Origin of the sequence: Mammaliicoccus sp. Q-M61 (assembly GCF_022386055.1) — a bacterium.
Taxonomy (GTDB): Bacteria; Bacillota; Bacilli; order Staphylococcales; family Staphylococcaceae; genus Mammaliicoccus; species Mammaliicoccus sciuri_A.
This window is the reverse complement of record NZ_JAJNJL010000010.1, coordinates 1-17,022: the sequence shown is the minus strand read 5'-3', so window position 1 is coordinate 17,022 and position 17,022 is coordinate 1. Positions and strand designations below refer to the sequence as shown.

Here is a 17,022-nt window from a genome sequence, read left to right as displayed (position 1 = left end):
ATACTTAATAAACAAGGTATCTTTATGTAAATAAATGATACTATAATAAATAGAAAATAAACTTGTAGGTGAAGAACATGAAGAAATTAATAGGTATTAGTATATTAAATTGTATATTATTAGTTGGGTGTGGGAACAGCACTTTAGATAAAGACTATTTAAACATAGCGCACAGAGGCGCAAGTGGTTCAAAACCAGAACATACATATGCATCTTATGATAAAGCCATAAAACAAAACGCAGATTATACAGAGTTAGATTTACAAATGACTAAAGATAAAAAGTTAATCTCAATGCATGATAATAAAGTAGATAGAACTACAAATGGTACTGGATTAGTTAAAGATAAAACTTTAAAAGAAATAAAAAGCTTAGATGCTGGATCCTGGTTTGATAAAAAATATAAGAATGAAAAAGTACCAGAATTAAATGATATTTTAAATAAATATAAAGATAAAACTAATTTCTATATTGAAACTAAACATCCAGATATGTATCCAGGGATGGATAAAAAACTAATAAAAGATTTAGAAAATAATGGTTTGCTTAAAAAAGAAAGTTTGAAAAAAGGCAACTTAATTATTCAATCTTTCTCCGAGACTAGTCTACAAAATATACATAAATTAAACGAAAATATACCGTTAATTCATCTGATAGATGATAAAGATGTAAAAAAATTAAACGACAAAGAATTGGAAAGACTATCTGAATTCACATATGGACTTGGTTTCAATAAAGATATTGTTAATGAAGAATTAGTAGAAAAAGTACATAAACACGGCTTAAAAGTTCATGTTTTTACTCTAAATAATGAAAAAGAAGTTAAAGAAATGAAAGATATTAATGTTGACGGTGCTTTTAATAACAATCCTTAATAAGTTTTGATTTAAATATATAAAGAACTAATTCTAATTTAATTATTAGATTTCTTCATTTATTAATATTTATAGATTAACTTCCTCTTCCAAATGTAATCATATCTCACATTGGAAGAAAAGTAATAGCCCAATCACATATGTGGTTGGGCTATTACTGGTTGTGTAATTATAATATTAATCCAAACTTTACGATGGATAGTTAATAAAATTGTAAATTCTTTATTATAAGATCATTATTTATTATTTATTTCTTTATTAATTAATTCACCAATATACTTAGATGATTCCCCTTGTTCTAAGCTACAGAATCGTTCATAGAATTCATCAATTTTATCTTGATAAGACTCTTTAATTAAATCTATATCTTTCAAACTATCAGCTAAATCAAATGGATCCTCAAAAATCGGTCCTGGCAAGTCATTAACATAATCTAAGTAAAATCCTCTTAAATCTTTATCATATTTTTCAATATCATATGCAAAGAAGAATTGTGGTCTTTTTAAAACGCCATAATCAAACATTACTGATGAATAATCTGTTATTAAGGCATCCGTAATAAGATATAATTCTGAAATATCATCATAATCTGAAACATCTATAGCAAAGTTTTCATATCCAGATAAATCTATAGCATTTGATATTAAGTAATGCATTCTTAACAAGATAACATATTCTTCACCAATACTTTCATAAAGGTTTTGCAAGTTGATTTTTAACTCAAATAAATATTGACCTTTCTTAATAAACTCATCATCTCTCCAAGTTGGTGCATACATTAAGACTTTCTTACCTTCTGGTATATTCACATTTTCTCTTATTTTAGAAATGAATTCTTCATCATTTGCATGTGTAACTAGAATGTCATTTCTTGGATAACCGATTTCAAGCACTCTTTCTTCATCCATCCAAAAGGCTGATTCAAAGATTTCTGAAGAATAACGGTTAGGGGATACTAAATAATCCCATCTAGAAGTTTCCATATGGAAATTCCTTTTATATTGTGGTGTTGTTGTACTTGGCATTCTTACAACCTTCATATCGTTAGCTAATTTTTTTAGTGGTGTACCATGCCAAGTTTGAATATATTTTTGATTCTCTTTTTTATTTAAAGTTAGTGGTAATCTCGCATTATTAACCCAAACTTTAGCTTTAGAATATGCTTTATAGTATTCTAAAGAACCCTTTTTAATTTTTAATGGGTTTCCTGGTATATCAGATTGACTTGGTTTTTTTAGTATCCAAACATACTGATTTTCCGGATAATTTTCTAGCATATATTCATAGATATATTTCGGGCTATCACTATAGTTTTTACCTCCAAAGGCTTCAAATACAACTACATTATCATCAACATTTGATTCATTATCAAATAAGGAATAAATAGCTTTATTTTTATTTTTTGTTCTAAGAAGGATACTTTTAAAATGTCTTGAATACTTTCTGAATTTATTAACTTTCAAAGCAAGTTCTGGTTTTTTCATACGTAATAAGAACATTTCTATTTGGAATAAGTATTTACCCTCATTTAAATTAGGTGATTTCAATTCTTTTGCTATTCTACTTAGAAGTTCTCCATGTTTTTGATATCGAGATTGAATGTCCCTTTGACCAGGATTAAACTCTTTTATAATCTTTATTTTCATTTTATCTAATAAAAATTTTCTATGAATTTTATTTTTATTTCTCTTCAATGAATCAAAGAAACTTTTCGCATAATCAACAAATAATTTATCAAATTCTTGTTCAGTTAATACTTGTGTTTTAAACGGATCATAAACTTCACCACGATAGTAAAATGGGAAGTTAAATACTCTCACGAATTCATCTACATGAGAAGCGTAGTCGATAAGGAATGAATTATCAGTATAAATTTCTAGTTCTTCATTAAATTTGACATTATATTTTTTAGCAATACTTGTTTTAAATAAAATGTTACAAGCTGAATTCTTTCTCAAGAACGAATTAGCATTTGTTTCATAATTCAGTCTTCTCACTTTAACTATATTCTGGTTAATGAATTGTGGCTTTCGAAGTGTAAATTTATAAATTGGTGCAATTAAAGCATCTAGTCCATCAATATTCTTTAAGTAATAACCAATTGCATAAGAGGCAAGTTGATCATCAGCATCTAAAAACATAAAGTAATCAGTATTTACATTCTCAATTGCTTTATTTCTTGCTTTTGCATGACCTTGGTTTTTTTCAAAATTAATAATTTGTACTTCTTTATCATAAGTTTCTAACTCTTCTAATAATATTTCAGTCGTTTTATCTTCTGAGCCATCATTAACAATAATCACATTAAAGTCTTGGTTTCTTTGATTTTTAAGACTTCTAATACATTCTCGAATATACTCTTCCTCATTATAATATGTGACAATAACTGTTAATTCATTCATTATATATCTCCTTATCTATACTAATTGCGCAACAATACATTTATTTCTATTAGCTAATAACTATTTTAGTGTACTAATTATCTCCAGAATTTTTCTTCAACCATACTGATTCTTCATATGCATAAATCGCTTCTTGATAACTATGACTTCGTGGTAATATCCCTTTTTTGATTGCTTCATTATATGCGTTCATCTTTGTTTGCTCATCTTGTTTACTGTAAATAATTTCAGCTAGTTCTTCTTGATTCTTTATATTGATTGCTTTATCTTGTTTCTTCGATTGTTGCTCTTTTTTCTTAGTCGTCTGTTCTGTTTTTTCTTGTTTTGTCTTTTTACTATCTTTAGCTTCATTGTCTGTTGTTATCATTAAGACTGCAGACATTATTGTGAGACAAAAAATAACCACTACCAGAACTATATTCTTCAATGCTCGACCTCTCCCCTTTGTAAACATCAATATTATTATTAAACTACAAAATATTACATTTGTAAATTTGATTTTCAACATTTTATTTTTAATATTACAATTCAACGTTTTTAAATCAATTAAACTATTCATCTTAACTACTAAAAAAGTATAATAATTACAAATCTAGTTATGCAAAATTTAATAGTATACAAAAAACAACCTACTTATTGAAGGTTGCTTTTTTACATAATGAATTATTTTAAATTAAACTTTTCCCTAAATAACTCTATCACATCGTTCAACTTCTCTACATTCAATGAGAAATACAGTTTCATTTTTGGTTCTGTTCCTGATGGTCTAACCGCTATAAATCCTTCTTCAAAAATAAATTTGATAAGATCTGTTTGAGGTAACTGAATAGTGCTTGTTTCACCACTTTGTATATCATGAGATTCTTGTGTGATGTAGTTTTCTATATACAATGGTGTTAAATTGTCTAACTCAATTGTTTCTAACTGTTTAAAGTCATTCATAATTTGTTGGATTTTTTCTCGTCCTTCTGCACCTTCAAATGTTGGTGAGAGTGTCTTATCTTTATACTGTCCTAGTTCTTGATAAATATTGTCTAAAACATCTTTAAAAGTCTGATTATCTTGTGACAGTTGTTCTTTATATTTAATCAATAACGCTGCTGTTTGTATCGCATCTTTATCTCTTGAGAAGTCTTCTACTAAATAACCATGGCTTTCTTCGAAAGCTAAGACTAGTTGTGATTGTTTATCTTCTAATTGCTTTAATTGTTCTGAGATGTATTTGAAACCTGTTAATACATTGATGACTTCAATGTTCAATGATTGTGCTAGTTTTTCACTTAAAGCACCTGTTACGACAGATTTAATCATATATTTATGTGCATCGTTTGTTAATTGCGCATGCCTTAGTTTAATGAGTAATAGTCCAATCTCATTACCATTGAAATATCTTGTTGTTCCATCTTCATAACGTTCAACAATACCGATTCTGTCGGCATCTGGATCAGTTGCGATAATAAGTTGAGCCTGTTCTTTCTCAGCTAATTGTTTACTTAAATCAAACGTATCTGATTCCTCTGGATTGGCTATACGCACTGTTGGAAAATCACCGTTAGGTGTAGATTGTTTTTCTTCAACAACATAGTTTGTATATGACAAATCTTCAAGTACATCTGACAATAAAGGCAGACTTGTGCCATGTAAACTTGTTAAAATTGTTTTTGTTTCAGCCGATTCAAATGAACCAACAAGATTTTTAACCGCTGCTTTATAAGCTTTAGTTGTTTCATCTTTAAATGGTAAGATCAGTTCACGTTCTTGTAATGCTTCAAAGTCGTCTGCTTGTATATTTAATGGGTCTTCTACTGTATCAATATATCGACTTAATTCTAATGAAGGCTCTGTTAATAACTGGCCACCATCTGAACCATATACTTTAATTCCATTATAATTCTTAGGGTTATGGCTTGCCGTAATCATAATACCCGCTGTAGTTTTCAAGTGTCGTACTGCGAATGATAGTTCTGGTGTTGATTTGTATGTTTCTGGCAAGATAACTTCAATACCATTGGTACCTAATACTTTCGCGATTTCTTTCGCAAATTCTTTAGATAAATGACGTGTATCAAAATGAATCACGATTTTAGGCGTATTTGAAATATGCGTTAAATATTTAGCTAAGCCTAGCGCAAACTTTTGAATCGTGAATTTATTCAATCTACCTGGTCCTATACCGAAGGTACTTCTAATACCAGCCGTTCCAAATGATAAGACGTCTGTAAATCCAGCTGCTACTTCTTCTTCTGTTTGAACATTATGAAACTGTTCAACTAAGCTTTCAGATATTCTTTCTTCCCATTGTGCTCTCAAAGTTCTAGCTCCTTTACTTAAATATCTAATGTTTGAATATAGCGTTTAATTTCATCACGCATTTCTTCATCTTTCAATGCGTACTCTATCGTCGTCTTCACAAATCCAATTTTTTCTCCGACATCATAGCGTTGTCCTTCAAAATCATACGCGTAAACTTTGTCATCTTTATTTAAACGTTCAATCGCATCTGTTAATTGAATTTCTCCGCCACTACCTTCAGTTTGATTCTCAAGATAATCAAAGATTTCAGGAGATAACACGTATCTACCCATAATCGCTAGATTTGATGGTGCAGTTCCTTGTTCTGGTTTCTCCACAAAACGATTCACTTCGTATAAACGACCATCTTGTGAATTCGGGTCAATGATGCCGTAACGATGTGTTTCTGATTCAGGTACCGTTTGTACACCAATTACTGATTTACCTGTTGCTTCGTATTGTTCCATTAATTGTTTAATAGCTGGATTATCAGACTCTACAATGTCATCACCTAACAATACTGCGAAAGGTTCATTTCCAATAAATTGCTTCGCTGTGTGAATCGCATGGCCTAATCCTTTTTGTTCTTTCTGTCTAACATAGAAGATGTTCGCTAATTCTGTTGAATATTGAACTTTATCGAGTAATTCAAGTTTCCCTTTTTCATACAATGTAGTTTCAAGTTCTTTTTGAATATCGAAATGATCTTCAATCGCGCGTTTATGTTTACCAGTTACAATAATTATATCTTCAATTCCAGCACGTGATGCTTCTTCTACAATATATTGAATTGTTGGTTTATCTAATATTGGTAACATTTCTTTAGGCATCGCTTTTGTAGCAGGTAAAAATCTTGTTCCTAAGCCAGCGGCAGGGATAATTGCTTTTTTTATTTTCATTATTTTTCTTCCTCTCTTGAATAACTTGATTTTAAATATTAATTTTCTTAACTTCATTTATTAATTCTTTAAAATTATTTACTGCACTTTCATAACTAAGTTCTTTTTTATTTTCAACATTATTTAATGGATTTTGTTTAATTTTCACCATTGCATCAGCAAATGCATCAATATTATTTGCCTCAATTAAATAACCATTTTCACCATCAACAATTATTTCGCTTGGACCATATTTAATATCATAAGAAATAGTTGGACAATTTTCATTGATACTTTCCATAACTGTTAATGCAAACCCTTCAAATTTACTTGTCAATAACGATGCTAAGGACTCCCTGAATGCTAAACCAGGATTACTAGTAAAATCATGTATTTCTACATAATTTTCAAGTTCATTTTCTTTAACAAGTTTTTTAATTTCATCTTTCTCTTTAATATCTGTGCCACCATATAAAACAAGTTTAGTATCAAACCCATGCTGATTAAATTTCTTAAAACCTTTAATAAGATGAGGCATCTGTTTTTGTTCATTAAATCTACCTAAATAAACGAATTGGTCTTTCTTTTCAGCAATTTCATTTGATTTCTCAATAAAATGTGGTATAACTGTAAATTTTTCATTTTCTATATTAAATTCTTCTTGAATATCTCTTTGTTGAGAATGAGTAAGTAAATAATATTTAGTTACTTTATCAGAATTATTCAATGCATATTTATAAGAATTTTTAATTTCTCCATCCACTTTATGAGCATTATGAAAGACTAGTATTGGTTTTATGTCCACCTTACAATCCAATAAAGGGCGATCTAAAAGTCTTGCATCATTAAAAACTATATCCCCATTTTTAAATAAACAATTAAAGAAATACTTAAATAAATCTTTTTCTGTTTTGTAAATACTATTAAGAATTCCATCCTTATATGTATAAATATATTCTAATTTATTAGCTTCATTATCTTCATAATATTTTTTACAATAAATGTTACCTTCTAAGTCATAAAAGTTTTCCGCTAATTTTTTGTTAAATTTAGGACTATAATTGGTAATCTTATGGAGTATACCATTTATATTGTACTCCCATCTTTCTGTTTTATGCTTTGTACCTGTAACAAAATAATCCTCAAACTTAACAATTTCAGAATTAGGATAATATTGACGGTATAGGATATACCTATCATTGTCATTGTCATAATACCTTACGCAATTTTTATCATAATTGGGTACAGCATAATAATTTTTTACTCTAACTGGTTGATGCACTGAAATATCAACTTCAACATTATTTAAATTATGTAATTTAAAATTTGATAACCAATCATATATATTCACAATATGAGTATCTTCATTTAAAGTATTCTTTCTAATAAACGTTGAATAAACACACTCATAATTCGGATTATAATTAGTAGTTAAGATTGTTTGTTTTACATTTAGCTCGTTATTGTATAAAGCAATTCTACGTAGTAATGCTTTGGTTCTCCCTGCATGCATTTCAGGTAATGTAGATGTAACAGTATAAATCATGATTAATCATCTCATTTCATTTTTATGTTGTGAAAATAGTTATTATATAAAGTTAAATATGAATATATAAATTGATATTGACCAATGTGGCATATGTGGTCAATCCTACTTTCAAATAACAACTAATTTTCTTTGTTCCTTTGTTTTTTGCATGATCCAAAAGTATTGAAAAAAGAACAATTTTCATACAACGATTATATCATGTTTAGTAAAAATAAAAATAAAAACATTTAAATTTTGTCATTGTTTCTTCATTTCAAATAAAATAACAATGAATTGTAATTTTACTAATTTAACTTTCAAAATACTTTAATAGCATAAAATATCCGGTTATAACTTTCACCAAATTTAATCGTGCACAAAAAAGCAACCTTCCGTTTTTCTCGAAAGGTTGCTTTTCACTATATTGCTTATTTTAAATTAAATTTTCTTTCAAATTCCTCAATCACATCATCCAATTTCTCAATATTCAATGAGAAATACAGTTTCATTTTTGGTTCTGTTCCTGATGGTCTAACTGCTATAAATCCTTCTTCAAATATAAATTTGATAAGATCTGTTTGCGGTAACTGAATAGTACTTGTTTCACCACTTTGTATATTATGAGATTCTTGTGTGATGTAGTTTTCTATATACAATGGTGTTAAATTGTCTAACTCAATTGTTTCTAACTGTTTAAAGTCATTCATAATTTGTTGGATTTTTTCTCGTCCTTCTGCACCTGCAAATGTTGGTGAGAGTGTCTTATCTTTATACTGTCCTAGTTCTTGATAAATATTGTCTAAAACATCTTTGAAAGTTTGATTATCTTGTGACAATTGTTCTTTATATTTAATCAATAGTGCTGCTGTTTGTATCGCATCTTTATCTCTTGAGAAGTCTTCTACTAAATAACCATGGCTTTCTTCGAAAGCTAAGACTAGTTGTGATTGTTTATCTTCTAATTGCTTTAATTGTTCTGAGATGTATTTGAAACCTGTTAATACATTGATGACTTCAATGTTCAATGATTGGGCTAGTTTTTCACTTAAAGCACCTGTTACGACAGATTTAATCATGTATTTATGTACATCACTTGTTAATTGCGCATGCCTTAGTTTAATGAGTAATAGTCCAATCTCATTTCCATTGAAATATCTTGTTGTTCCATCTTCATAACGTTCAACAATACCGATTCTGTCGGCATCTGGATCAGTTGCGATAATAAGTTGAGCCTGTTCTTTCTCAGCTAATTGTTTACTTAAATCAAACGTATCTGATTCCTCTGGATTGGCTATACGCACTGTTGGAAAATCACCGTTAGGAGTAGATTGTTTTTCTTCAACAACATAGTTTGTATATGACAAATCTTCAAGTACATCTGACAATAAAGGCAGACTTGTGCCATGTAAACTTGTTAAAATTGTTTTTGTTTCAGCCGATTCAAATGAACCAACAAGATTTTTAACCGCTGCTTTATAAGCTTTAGTTGTTTCTTCTTTAAATGGTAAGATCAGTTCACGTTCTTGTAACGCTTCAAAGTCGTCTGCTTGTATATTTAATGGGTCTTCTACTGTATCAATATATCGACTTAATTCTAATGAAGGCTCTGTTAATAACTGGCCACCATCTGAACCATATACTTTAATTCCGTTATAATTCTTAGGGTTATGGCTTGCCGTAATCATAATACCCGCTGTTGTTTTCAAGTGTCGTACTGCGAATGATAGTTCTGGTGTTGATTTGTATGTTTCTGGCAAGATAACTTCAATACCATTGGTACCTAATACTTTCGCGATTTCTTTCGCAAATTCTTTAGATAAATGACGTGTATCAAAATGAATCACGATTTTAGGCGTATTTGAAATATGCGTTAAATATTTAGCTAAACCTAGCGCAAACTTTTGAATCGTGAATTTATTCAATCTACCTGGTCCTATACCGAAGGTACTTCTAATACCAGCCGTTCCAAATGATAAGACTTCTGTAAATCCAGCTGCTACTTCTTCTTCTGTTTGAACATTATGAAACTGTTCAACTAAGCTTTCAGATATTCTTTCTTCCCATTGTGCTCTCAAAGTTCTAGCTCCTTTACTTAAATATCTAATGTTTGAATATAGCGTTTAATTTCATCACGCATTTCTTCATCTTTCAATGCGTACTCTATCGTCGTCTTCACAAATCCAATTTTTTCTCCGACATCATAGCGTTGTCCTTCAAAATCATACGCGTAAACTTTATCATCTTTATTTAAACGTTCAATCGCATCTGTTAATTGAATTTCTCCGCCACTACCTTCAGTTTGATTCTCAAGATAATCAAAGATTTCAGGAGATAACACGTATCTACCCATAATCGCTAGATTAGATGGCGCAGTTCCTTGTTCAGGTTTCTCCACAAAACGATTCACTTCATATAAACGACCATCTTGTGAATTCGGGTCAATGATGCCGTAACGATGTGTTTCTGATTCAGGTACCGTTTGTACTCCAATAACTGATTTGCCTGTTGCTTCATATTGTTCCATTAATTGTTTAATAGCTGGATTATCCGATTCAACAATGTCATCACCTAACAATACTGCGAAAGGTTCATTTCCAATAAATTGCTTCGCTGTGTGAATCGCATGACCTAATCCTTTTTGTTCTTTCTGTCTAACATAGAAAATATTCGCTAATTCTGTTGAATATTGAACTTTATCGAGTAATTCAAGTTTCCCTTTTTCATACAATGTAGTTTCAAGTTCTTTTTGAATATCGAAATGATCTTCAATCGCACGTTTATGTTTACCAGTTACAATGATAATATCTTCAATTCCAGCACGTGACGCTTCTTCTACAATATATTGAATTGTTGGTTTATCTAATATTGGTAACATTTCTTTAGGCATCGCTTTTGTAGCAGGTAAAAATCTTGTTCCTAAGCCAGCGGCAGGGATAATTGCTTTTTTTATTTTAGTCATAATAATCTCCTTTACTTAAATACATTTATAAATTCTTGTTTAGATTTTTCTTTATAGTAATTGAAATCAAATTCTTCAAACGATTTATTTCCTTCTAGATGTATCATAAAGCCATCTACAAGGCCTTCTACACTGTTTTCTGTAATTATCGCTTGATTTTCATTTAAATATTCAGTTGTTTCTTTTAAATTCACTGTTATTACATCAGTATTTAAAGCTAATGCTTCATATACTACTAACCCTAAACCTTCATAATTTGAAGATAGAACGAAAGCATCCACATGATCTAATAAAGGATATGGGTTGTTTATGCCACCCAGAATTACAATATTTTCTTTTGCAACTGAATCTCGAACCCATTGAATCGTTTGAGATTTCAATGGTCCATGTGGACATACCATAATTAAAAATACATTAGGATTTTCAATATATACTTTTTCAAATGCAGCTATTAACTTATCGTGGCCTTTTTGATAATCATATCTTCCAATATTCATGTATACTTTAATTTCTGGATTATACAAGGCATCGAGCATTCTACATTTTGAAACCCTCATTTGATTATATAATTCCACAGAATGAACAATAGGGTCCTTCTCATTTAAATTAAAGTATTCATCGATTACATCTTGGTTATTCACAAATAAATGTTTGAACGTTTCTGTTAACTCTCTATCTTTTAAGAAATCTTCATAAAGTCCAGTAATAGAGTTTACAATACTTTTTTCTATTTTATCTTTTTGAGTTACTAATGTTGATTTTGAATATTCTTCTTTAGTTTCCAATTGCTTTATAGAATTAGTTATATTTTCCGTCAATACTGTTTGTTCTGGATAATCCTGTATTATTTTATCATCTAGCTGTTCTTGATCTAAATTGGCAAAATCCAAATACATATTTTCGTTATAAGCATAATCAACATGTACATTATCAATTGATTCTAATAAATTTTCTTTTGCTAGTTTTCTTGTTCTTTGTTCTCCTAAGAAATTATTTACAGTGACGACTTTATTAGAAACTTGAGGTAAATGATTGATTAGATTTGCTTTTAGATTTCTATGAACAAGTACGATTTTATTTGCTTTTTCATATGCACCATAGATAATTTTTTTACTAAAATTCTTTTTAGCTTCATACTCAGCAAACATATCAGTATGAACCCAAATAGCAGTATTTGTATCAATATGTCGCATCATTTCAGCACTTTTTCTTTCAAAGCCAGTATAATGAATAAACCAATCTATTTTTAAATCACCAAATAGTCTACTAAATTCTTCTTTGAAAATTCTGCTTAAATCTTTTTCCATACCTTTAATTTTGAATTTTTCGTTCCATAAATATCTTTTCATCAGCAATCTATCTTTAATACTACCATTTATTTCTCCAACTGTTGGATAAAAATGAACGTTTTCAGGTAAATCTAACAAGCGATAATAATGTTCTTTTTTAACCTTATCTTTTTCAAAGAAACAAATATAATTTTTTTCTGTAGTATCAATATTTTCTAATGTGTTGATTAAAGCAGTCGTAATACCATTGCTCCAAAATCCTCCACTAACAATTACTACTGTTTCTTTACCATTATGAAGATTATGTTCTTCAATCGTTAAATCATCTTTATCTAGAAACATATGATTAATAATAATTTTAGGCGCATCTATCTTGTCATACTTATTATATTCATTTTTAAATTCTTGATAATCGATTTGTTGCGGAATTTGTTCAACTTGCTTTAACAATCCTTCTAAGCTATTTGATTGTAGAAATGGGTATAATGATAAATCGTCATATAAACCTCTATTTTCTTTATAATCTTTATAATCATAAGTATAAAGTATAACTGGTTTACCTAAATTCACGTAATCGTACATTACTGATGAATAATCTGTAATAAGACAATCAGTGACAGCTAGAAATTCATATGTCTCAATGTTAGACGGGAATGGTTTAACTTTCTCGTATGAATCTGGAATAATCGTTTTTTCAAATGGATGAAGTTTTACGTATAGCACTGTATTTTCATCTAAATTTTCTTCAAAATATGTAATTAACTTTGTAACATGTTGAGAATTCTGTACACTACCGATATTCCCTCTCCATGTAGGCATATATGTTAGTATTTTTTTATTATTTAAATTCAAATCATTTCTATTCTGATTTCTTTTCTCTTCTTCAAAAAAGACACTGTTTCTTGGAGAAGGACCAACTATAAATTTACCGTTATAAACATTGTTTAAATGATGCGTTCTTGCCAATATTTCCATTGTTTTTTGATTATTGACATATATTCTATCAGCCATATAGAAGTTTCTTTGCACATTGGCAATATCTACTACTTTAGGAATATCTTTACCCATATGTTTTAAAGGCGTTCCATGCCAAATGATATAATATTTCTGCCCTTCTCTCTTATTAAAGAATGGATAAAATGTTGTATCATTTATTAAATATTCACAAGTAGCCATTAATTCATAGTATTGATTCGACATATGTTTTACAAAATTAATTTTCTTTAGTTCTGACTTATCGAAAAATAACTCAATATCTTCTGTCTCTTTCAAAGCTACATAAATTTTAAAATTTAGTTTACTATTATTTAACAATTCTTTTATCATGTAATAAATATGACCACTATATGTATCACCATGCACCGCTTCAAAAAGTATATTACCTTTTTTAATTTTTTTATTACGTCTTGCATTTACATATATTAACTTACCTTTATTTTTCTTATAATTATTATATTTCTTTAAAACTCTATTTTTCATTTTTTCCTCTTCTTTCTAATAAATTGTTATCTATTATAATTTCGGGAAATTCAGTCAAACTCGATCAACACATCGAATCGTCTATCGATTATTCTATTCCTCTTTATATTCACCATTTTTAATTTCCAAATAATCTTGAACTATATTTTGTATTTTAATTAACATGTATATTGATACAGTTGCCATACTCATAAATTTGAAAAATAACTTCATATCCCAATCCCCTTATCCCATATCTCTTTATTAATAATTATGTAAAATATCAAGTGTATATTATGAAATCTTAACTACTTTTTCTATTTATAAAACAACAAATTACTAAAAGCGTTTTCAAAAATAGGAAAAATAATACATTTTACATACTATGATTATATCATTAAAATTCAAAAGAAAAAGGTAATTATTTAAAGTTACAAAATTAAAACTTACTCTGTTCAATTCATAAATAATATACATTTATTTATTTGTTTTCCCAAAATGTTATAATTCAAGAAATATCGAACAAATCTAAAATAATATATATTTCATACAAACTACTTATAATAAGTTGATTGTATGTGCTCCAAGATTTAATAGTATTATCCTCATATATTTTTAGCTACTTATTCTCCTGTATCATCTTATTATGCGTCACGCGGTTATCGAAATTTTTAGCGATATTGATTTTATAATCTGTATGTTTGTCATAATCTGTTCCATACACGCAAGCATACAAAATATCCATTAAGAAACTGATGGAATCTCGAGTTGTGAAGTTGCTTATTTTGGAATACAACTTTTCCCTTGTTGAGATGCGTAATGTACTGTCTGCGTATTTGGTTACTGTATTTTCACCAATACTTGTGAGTCCGATAATTGGAATGTGCTTTTTCTTTAACATTGGTAATAATTTCAAGATACTTTGATTTTCACCACTATATGAAATAAAGATGGCACATGTATGTTTCGACGACTTCTCTATTTCAAAATGGGGTTCGAGTGCACAGAGTTTAACGGTCTTGCCAATTTGGTTCATTCTCATTTCAAAGTCTTCGCATATCATCAAATTATGATACAGTCCAAAGATTTTAATTGTTTCCGCTTCTTTTAAATACGTGACTGCTTTATCCAATTCTTGATGATCGATTAAATGCACAGTGTCGTCAATCGTTGTTTGATTGAGTCGTGCTAATTTATGGCTAATGGACACGTTATTATCTGATGCATCAAATGGAAAGTTTGCATCTATTGATTCATAATGTCGATTTAAGTATTCTACTTCTTCTAAATAATAATCTTTCAACTCTAACCAACCGTCGTATCCTAACTTTTTAGCTATGCGAATACCAGTAGAAGGATGTGTATATGTTTCTTTAGAAATTTGATTTAACGTCTTAGACTTAATCTTCTCTCTTTCTTCAAACAAATATTGAATGATACTTTGTTCTGCTTGTGAAAATATATCTTCTTTCATTCTTTCTGTTAAAAGCATATTGATATCTCCTTTTGTAAAAAGTCATTACAAAAATCCCGTTTATTTTTAGGAAATTTGTAAATGCCATTTGATAATGCCCGATTTGCCTTTTTAATGATTACTTCTATTTTATACTTAACGTGTATAAGAAAGAAAATATTAGGAGGTCATTATAATGGAAAAAGGGATAAAAATTGTAACTATCGGTGGCGGCAGCAGTTATACGCCTGAATTGATGGAAGGTTTTATTAAACGTTATGAATCGTTACCTTTAAGTGAAATTTGGTTGGTGGACATTCCTGAAGGTAAAGAGAAATTAGAAACTGTCGGCAAAATGGCACAAAGAATGTGGGATTCTTCTCCATATGATGTCACAGTACATTTATCATTAGATAGACGTGAAGCTTTAAAAGATGCTGATTTCGTTACGACACAATTTAGAGTGGGTTTATTAGATGCTAGAATTAAAGATGAACGCATTCCTTTATCGCATGGCTTCTTAGGTCAAGAAACGAATGGTCCGGGTGGTATTTTCAAAGCGTTAAGAACAATTCCTGTCTTATTAGATATTGTCGAAGATATGAAAGAACTTTGTCCAAATGCATGGTTAATTAATTTTACAAATCCAAGTGGTATGGTTACAGATGCTATCGTACGATACGGCAAATGGGAAAAAGTACTTGGTCTATGCAATGTACCTGTGAATAGTTTGATTAATGAGCCGGAAATGTTGAATGTTGGTGAAGGAGAACTTACGCATCATTTTGCAGGGTTAAACCATTTCCATTGGCATCGAGTTAAAGACGCAAATGGTCATGACGTGACTGATCAATTAAATAAACAATTAGTTGAAGATGCATCATCGTTACCTTCTAATATCTTTGATGTGCCATTTTTCGAAGAGCAATTACAACAAATGCAGCTCATTCCATGTGGTTACCATAGATATTACTACCGTGCAGAAGAAATGCTTGAGCATGCACTTAAAGAATATAATGATCCAGAAATCGGTACGCGTGCTGAACAAGTTAGACAAACGGAAAAAGAATTATTTGAACTCTATAAAGATGAACATCTCGATCATAAACCAGAGCAATTAAGCCAACGTGGCGGCACACACTATTCAGATGTCGCATGTGAGACAATTGCATCTATCGCTTCAAATAAGAATACACATGTCGTAGTATCTACTGTTAATAAAGGAGCAGTACCAGATTTAGCACCTGATGATGTGGTAGAAGTGTCAGCATATATCAACGCGACAGGCGCACAACCAATCGCATTCGGTTCCTTACATCCAGCAGAACGCGGATGGTTACAAGTAATGAAGAATATGGAATTATGTGTTGAAGAAGCAGCTGTTACAGGAGATTATGGATTACTATTACAAGCATTTATTATTAATCCATTAATTCAAAGTGGAGAATCTGCGAAACAAGTGATGAATGAGTTACTCATTGCTCATAAAGCATACTTACCACAATTCGCTGAAACAATCGCTCAATTAGAAGCACAAGGTGTCACTATTAAAGATGACAAAGCAAGAGCATTGAGTGCCGAAGCATCATTGAAAGAAGTATAAGTAAGAAGATAGAAGTCTTGGATGAAGCGTGAGGCAGAATGATGTCTCACGTTTTTGTGTGAGTGTGGATGTGGATGTAGTGCGCGCTAACGATCTTGTTTCTGTTTCTTGAGCGTTAGAATTTCTAACGATCTTGTTTTGCACTCTTGATCGTTAGCGCCTCGGTTTCTCTCATTTTTTGAAATTTTCTACCGGCTAACGATCTTGTTTCTGTTTCTTGAGCGTTAGAATTTCTAACGATCTTGTTTTGCACTCTTGATCGTTAGCGCCTCGGTTTCTCTCATT

Annotated in this window: 11 protein-coding genes; 2 read left to right on the top strand and 9 right to left on the bottom strand. The window is 29.9% G+C overall.

Annotation, left to right across the window (positions count from 1 at the left end; genetic code table 11):
- Positions 1-77 precede the first annotated feature (77 nt).
- Positions 78-875, top strand: coding sequence for a glycerophosphodiester phosphodiesterase family protein (locus LQ677_RS11680; RefSeq protein WP_239748878.1), 798 nt, complete (start codon positions 78-80; stop codon positions 873-875).
- 236 nt (positions 876-1,111) lie between these two features.
- On the opposite strand, the gene LQ677_RS11675 is transcribed toward LQ677_RS11680, so the two are convergent.
- The 9 genes from LQ677_RS11675 to LQ677_RS11635 all read right to left on the bottom strand — a co-directional run bounded on the left by LQ677_RS11675 (position 1,112) and on the right by LQ677_RS11635 (position 15,173).
- Positions 1,112-3,277, bottom strand: a complete 2,166-nt coding sequence (locus LQ677_RS11675) for a bifunctional glycosyltransferase/CDP-glycerol:glycerophosphate glycerophosphotransferase (RefSeq protein ID WP_126477281.1) — start codon at positions 3,275-3,277, stop codon at positions 1,112-1,114.
- Between the two features lie 73 nt (positions 3,278-3,350).
- Positions 3,351-3,659: a hypothetical protein gene (locus tag LQ677_RS11670; RefSeq protein ID WP_239748877.1), complete on the bottom strand. Its 309-nt coding sequence runs from the start codon at positions 3,657-3,659 to the stop codon at positions 3,351-3,353.
- Positions 3,660-3,940: 281 nt separating this feature from the next.
- On the bottom strand, positions 3,941-5,587 hold the full coding sequence (locus LQ677_RS11665; RefSeq protein WP_239748876.1) for a phospho-sugar mutase: 1,647 nt from the start codon (positions 5,585-5,587) through the stop codon (positions 3,941-3,943).
- A 17-nt stretch (positions 5,588-5,604) separates the two neighbouring features.
- Positions 5,605-6,471 carry a UTP--glucose-1-phosphate uridylyltransferase GalU gene (gene galU, locus LQ677_RS11660; RefSeq protein ID WP_204170947.1) on the bottom strand — a complete coding sequence of 289 codons (867 nt, stop codon included), beginning with the start codon at positions 6,469-6,471 and terminating at the stop codon, positions 5,605-5,607.
- Positions 6,472-6,499: 28 nt separating this feature from the next.
- Positions 6,500-7,993, bottom strand: coding sequence for a glycosyltransferase (locus LQ677_RS11655; RefSeq protein ID WP_239748875.1), 1,494 nt, complete (start codon positions 7,991-7,993; stop codon positions 6,500-6,502).
- 410 nt (positions 7,994-8,403) lie between these two features.
- Positions 8,404-10,050, bottom strand: coding sequence for a phospho-sugar mutase (locus LQ677_RS11650; protein WP_239748874.1), 1,647 nt, complete (start codon positions 10,048-10,050; stop codon positions 8,404-8,406).
- 17 nt (positions 10,051-10,067) lie between these two features.
- The gene (gene galU, locus LQ677_RS11645) at positions 10,068-10,934 is read right to left on the bottom strand and encodes a UTP--glucose-1-phosphate uridylyltransferase GalU (RefSeq protein WP_198051857.1); all 867 of its coding nucleotides are present in this window, start codon (positions 10,932-10,934) and stop codon (positions 10,068-10,070) included.
- Between the two features lie 11 nt (positions 10,935-10,945).
- Positions 10,946-13,702, bottom strand: coding sequence for a CDP-glycerol glycerophosphotransferase family protein (locus tag LQ677_RS11640; protein ID WP_239748873.1), 2,757 nt, complete (start codon positions 13,700-13,702; stop codon positions 10,946-10,948).
- 598 nt (positions 13,703-14,300) lie between these two features.
- Positions 14,301-15,173: a MurR/RpiR family transcriptional regulator gene (locus LQ677_RS11635; protein WP_239748872.1), complete on the bottom strand. Its 873-nt coding sequence runs from the start codon at positions 15,171-15,173 to the stop codon at positions 14,301-14,303.
- 157 nt (positions 15,174-15,330) lie between these two features.
- Between LQ677_RS11635 and LQ677_RS11630 the strand changes: the two genes are divergently transcribed.
- Positions 15,331-16,737 carry a 6-phospho-beta-glucosidase gene (locus tag LQ677_RS11630; protein WP_239748871.1) on the top strand — a complete coding sequence of 469 codons (1,407 nt, stop codon included), beginning with the start codon at positions 15,331-15,333 and terminating at the stop codon, positions 16,735-16,737.
- Positions 16,738-17,022 lie beyond the last annotated feature (285 nt).

What these genes read in the sequence shown, in the direction of transcription:
- LQ677_RS11675 (WP_126477281.1), bottom strand. Translation starts at nt 3,277, where the DNA reads ATGAATGAATTAACAGTTATTGTCACATATTATAATGAGGAAGAGTAT.
- LQ677_RS11680 (WP_239748878.1), top strand. Translation starts at nt 78, where the DNA reads ATGAAGAAATTAATAGGTATTAGTATATTAAATTGTATATTATTAGTT.
- LQ677_RS11655 (WP_239748875.1), bottom strand. Translation starts at nt 7,993, where the DNA reads ATGATTTATACTGTTACATCTACATTACCTGAAATGCATGCAGGGAGA.
- LQ677_RS11640 (WP_239748873.1), bottom strand. Translation starts at nt 13,702, where the DNA reads ATGAAAAATAGAGTTTTAAAGAAATATAATAATTATAAGAAAAATAAA.
- LQ677_RS11670 (WP_239748877.1), bottom strand. Translation starts at nt 3,659, where the DNA reads ATGTCTGCAGTCTTAATGATAACAACAGACAATGAAGCTAAAGATAGT.
- LQ677_RS11630 (WP_239748871.1), top strand. Translation starts at nt 15,331, where the DNA reads ATGGAAAAAGGGATAAAAATTGTAACTATCGGTGGCGGCAGCAGTTAT.
- LQ677_RS11635 (WP_239748872.1), bottom strand. Translation starts at nt 15,173, where the DNA reads ATGCTTTTAACAGAAAGAATGAAAGAAGATATATTTTCACAAGCAGAA.
- galU (WP_198051857.1), bottom strand. Translation starts at nt 10,934, where the DNA reads ATGACTAAAATAAAAAAAGCAATTATCCCTGCCGCTGGCTTAGGAACA.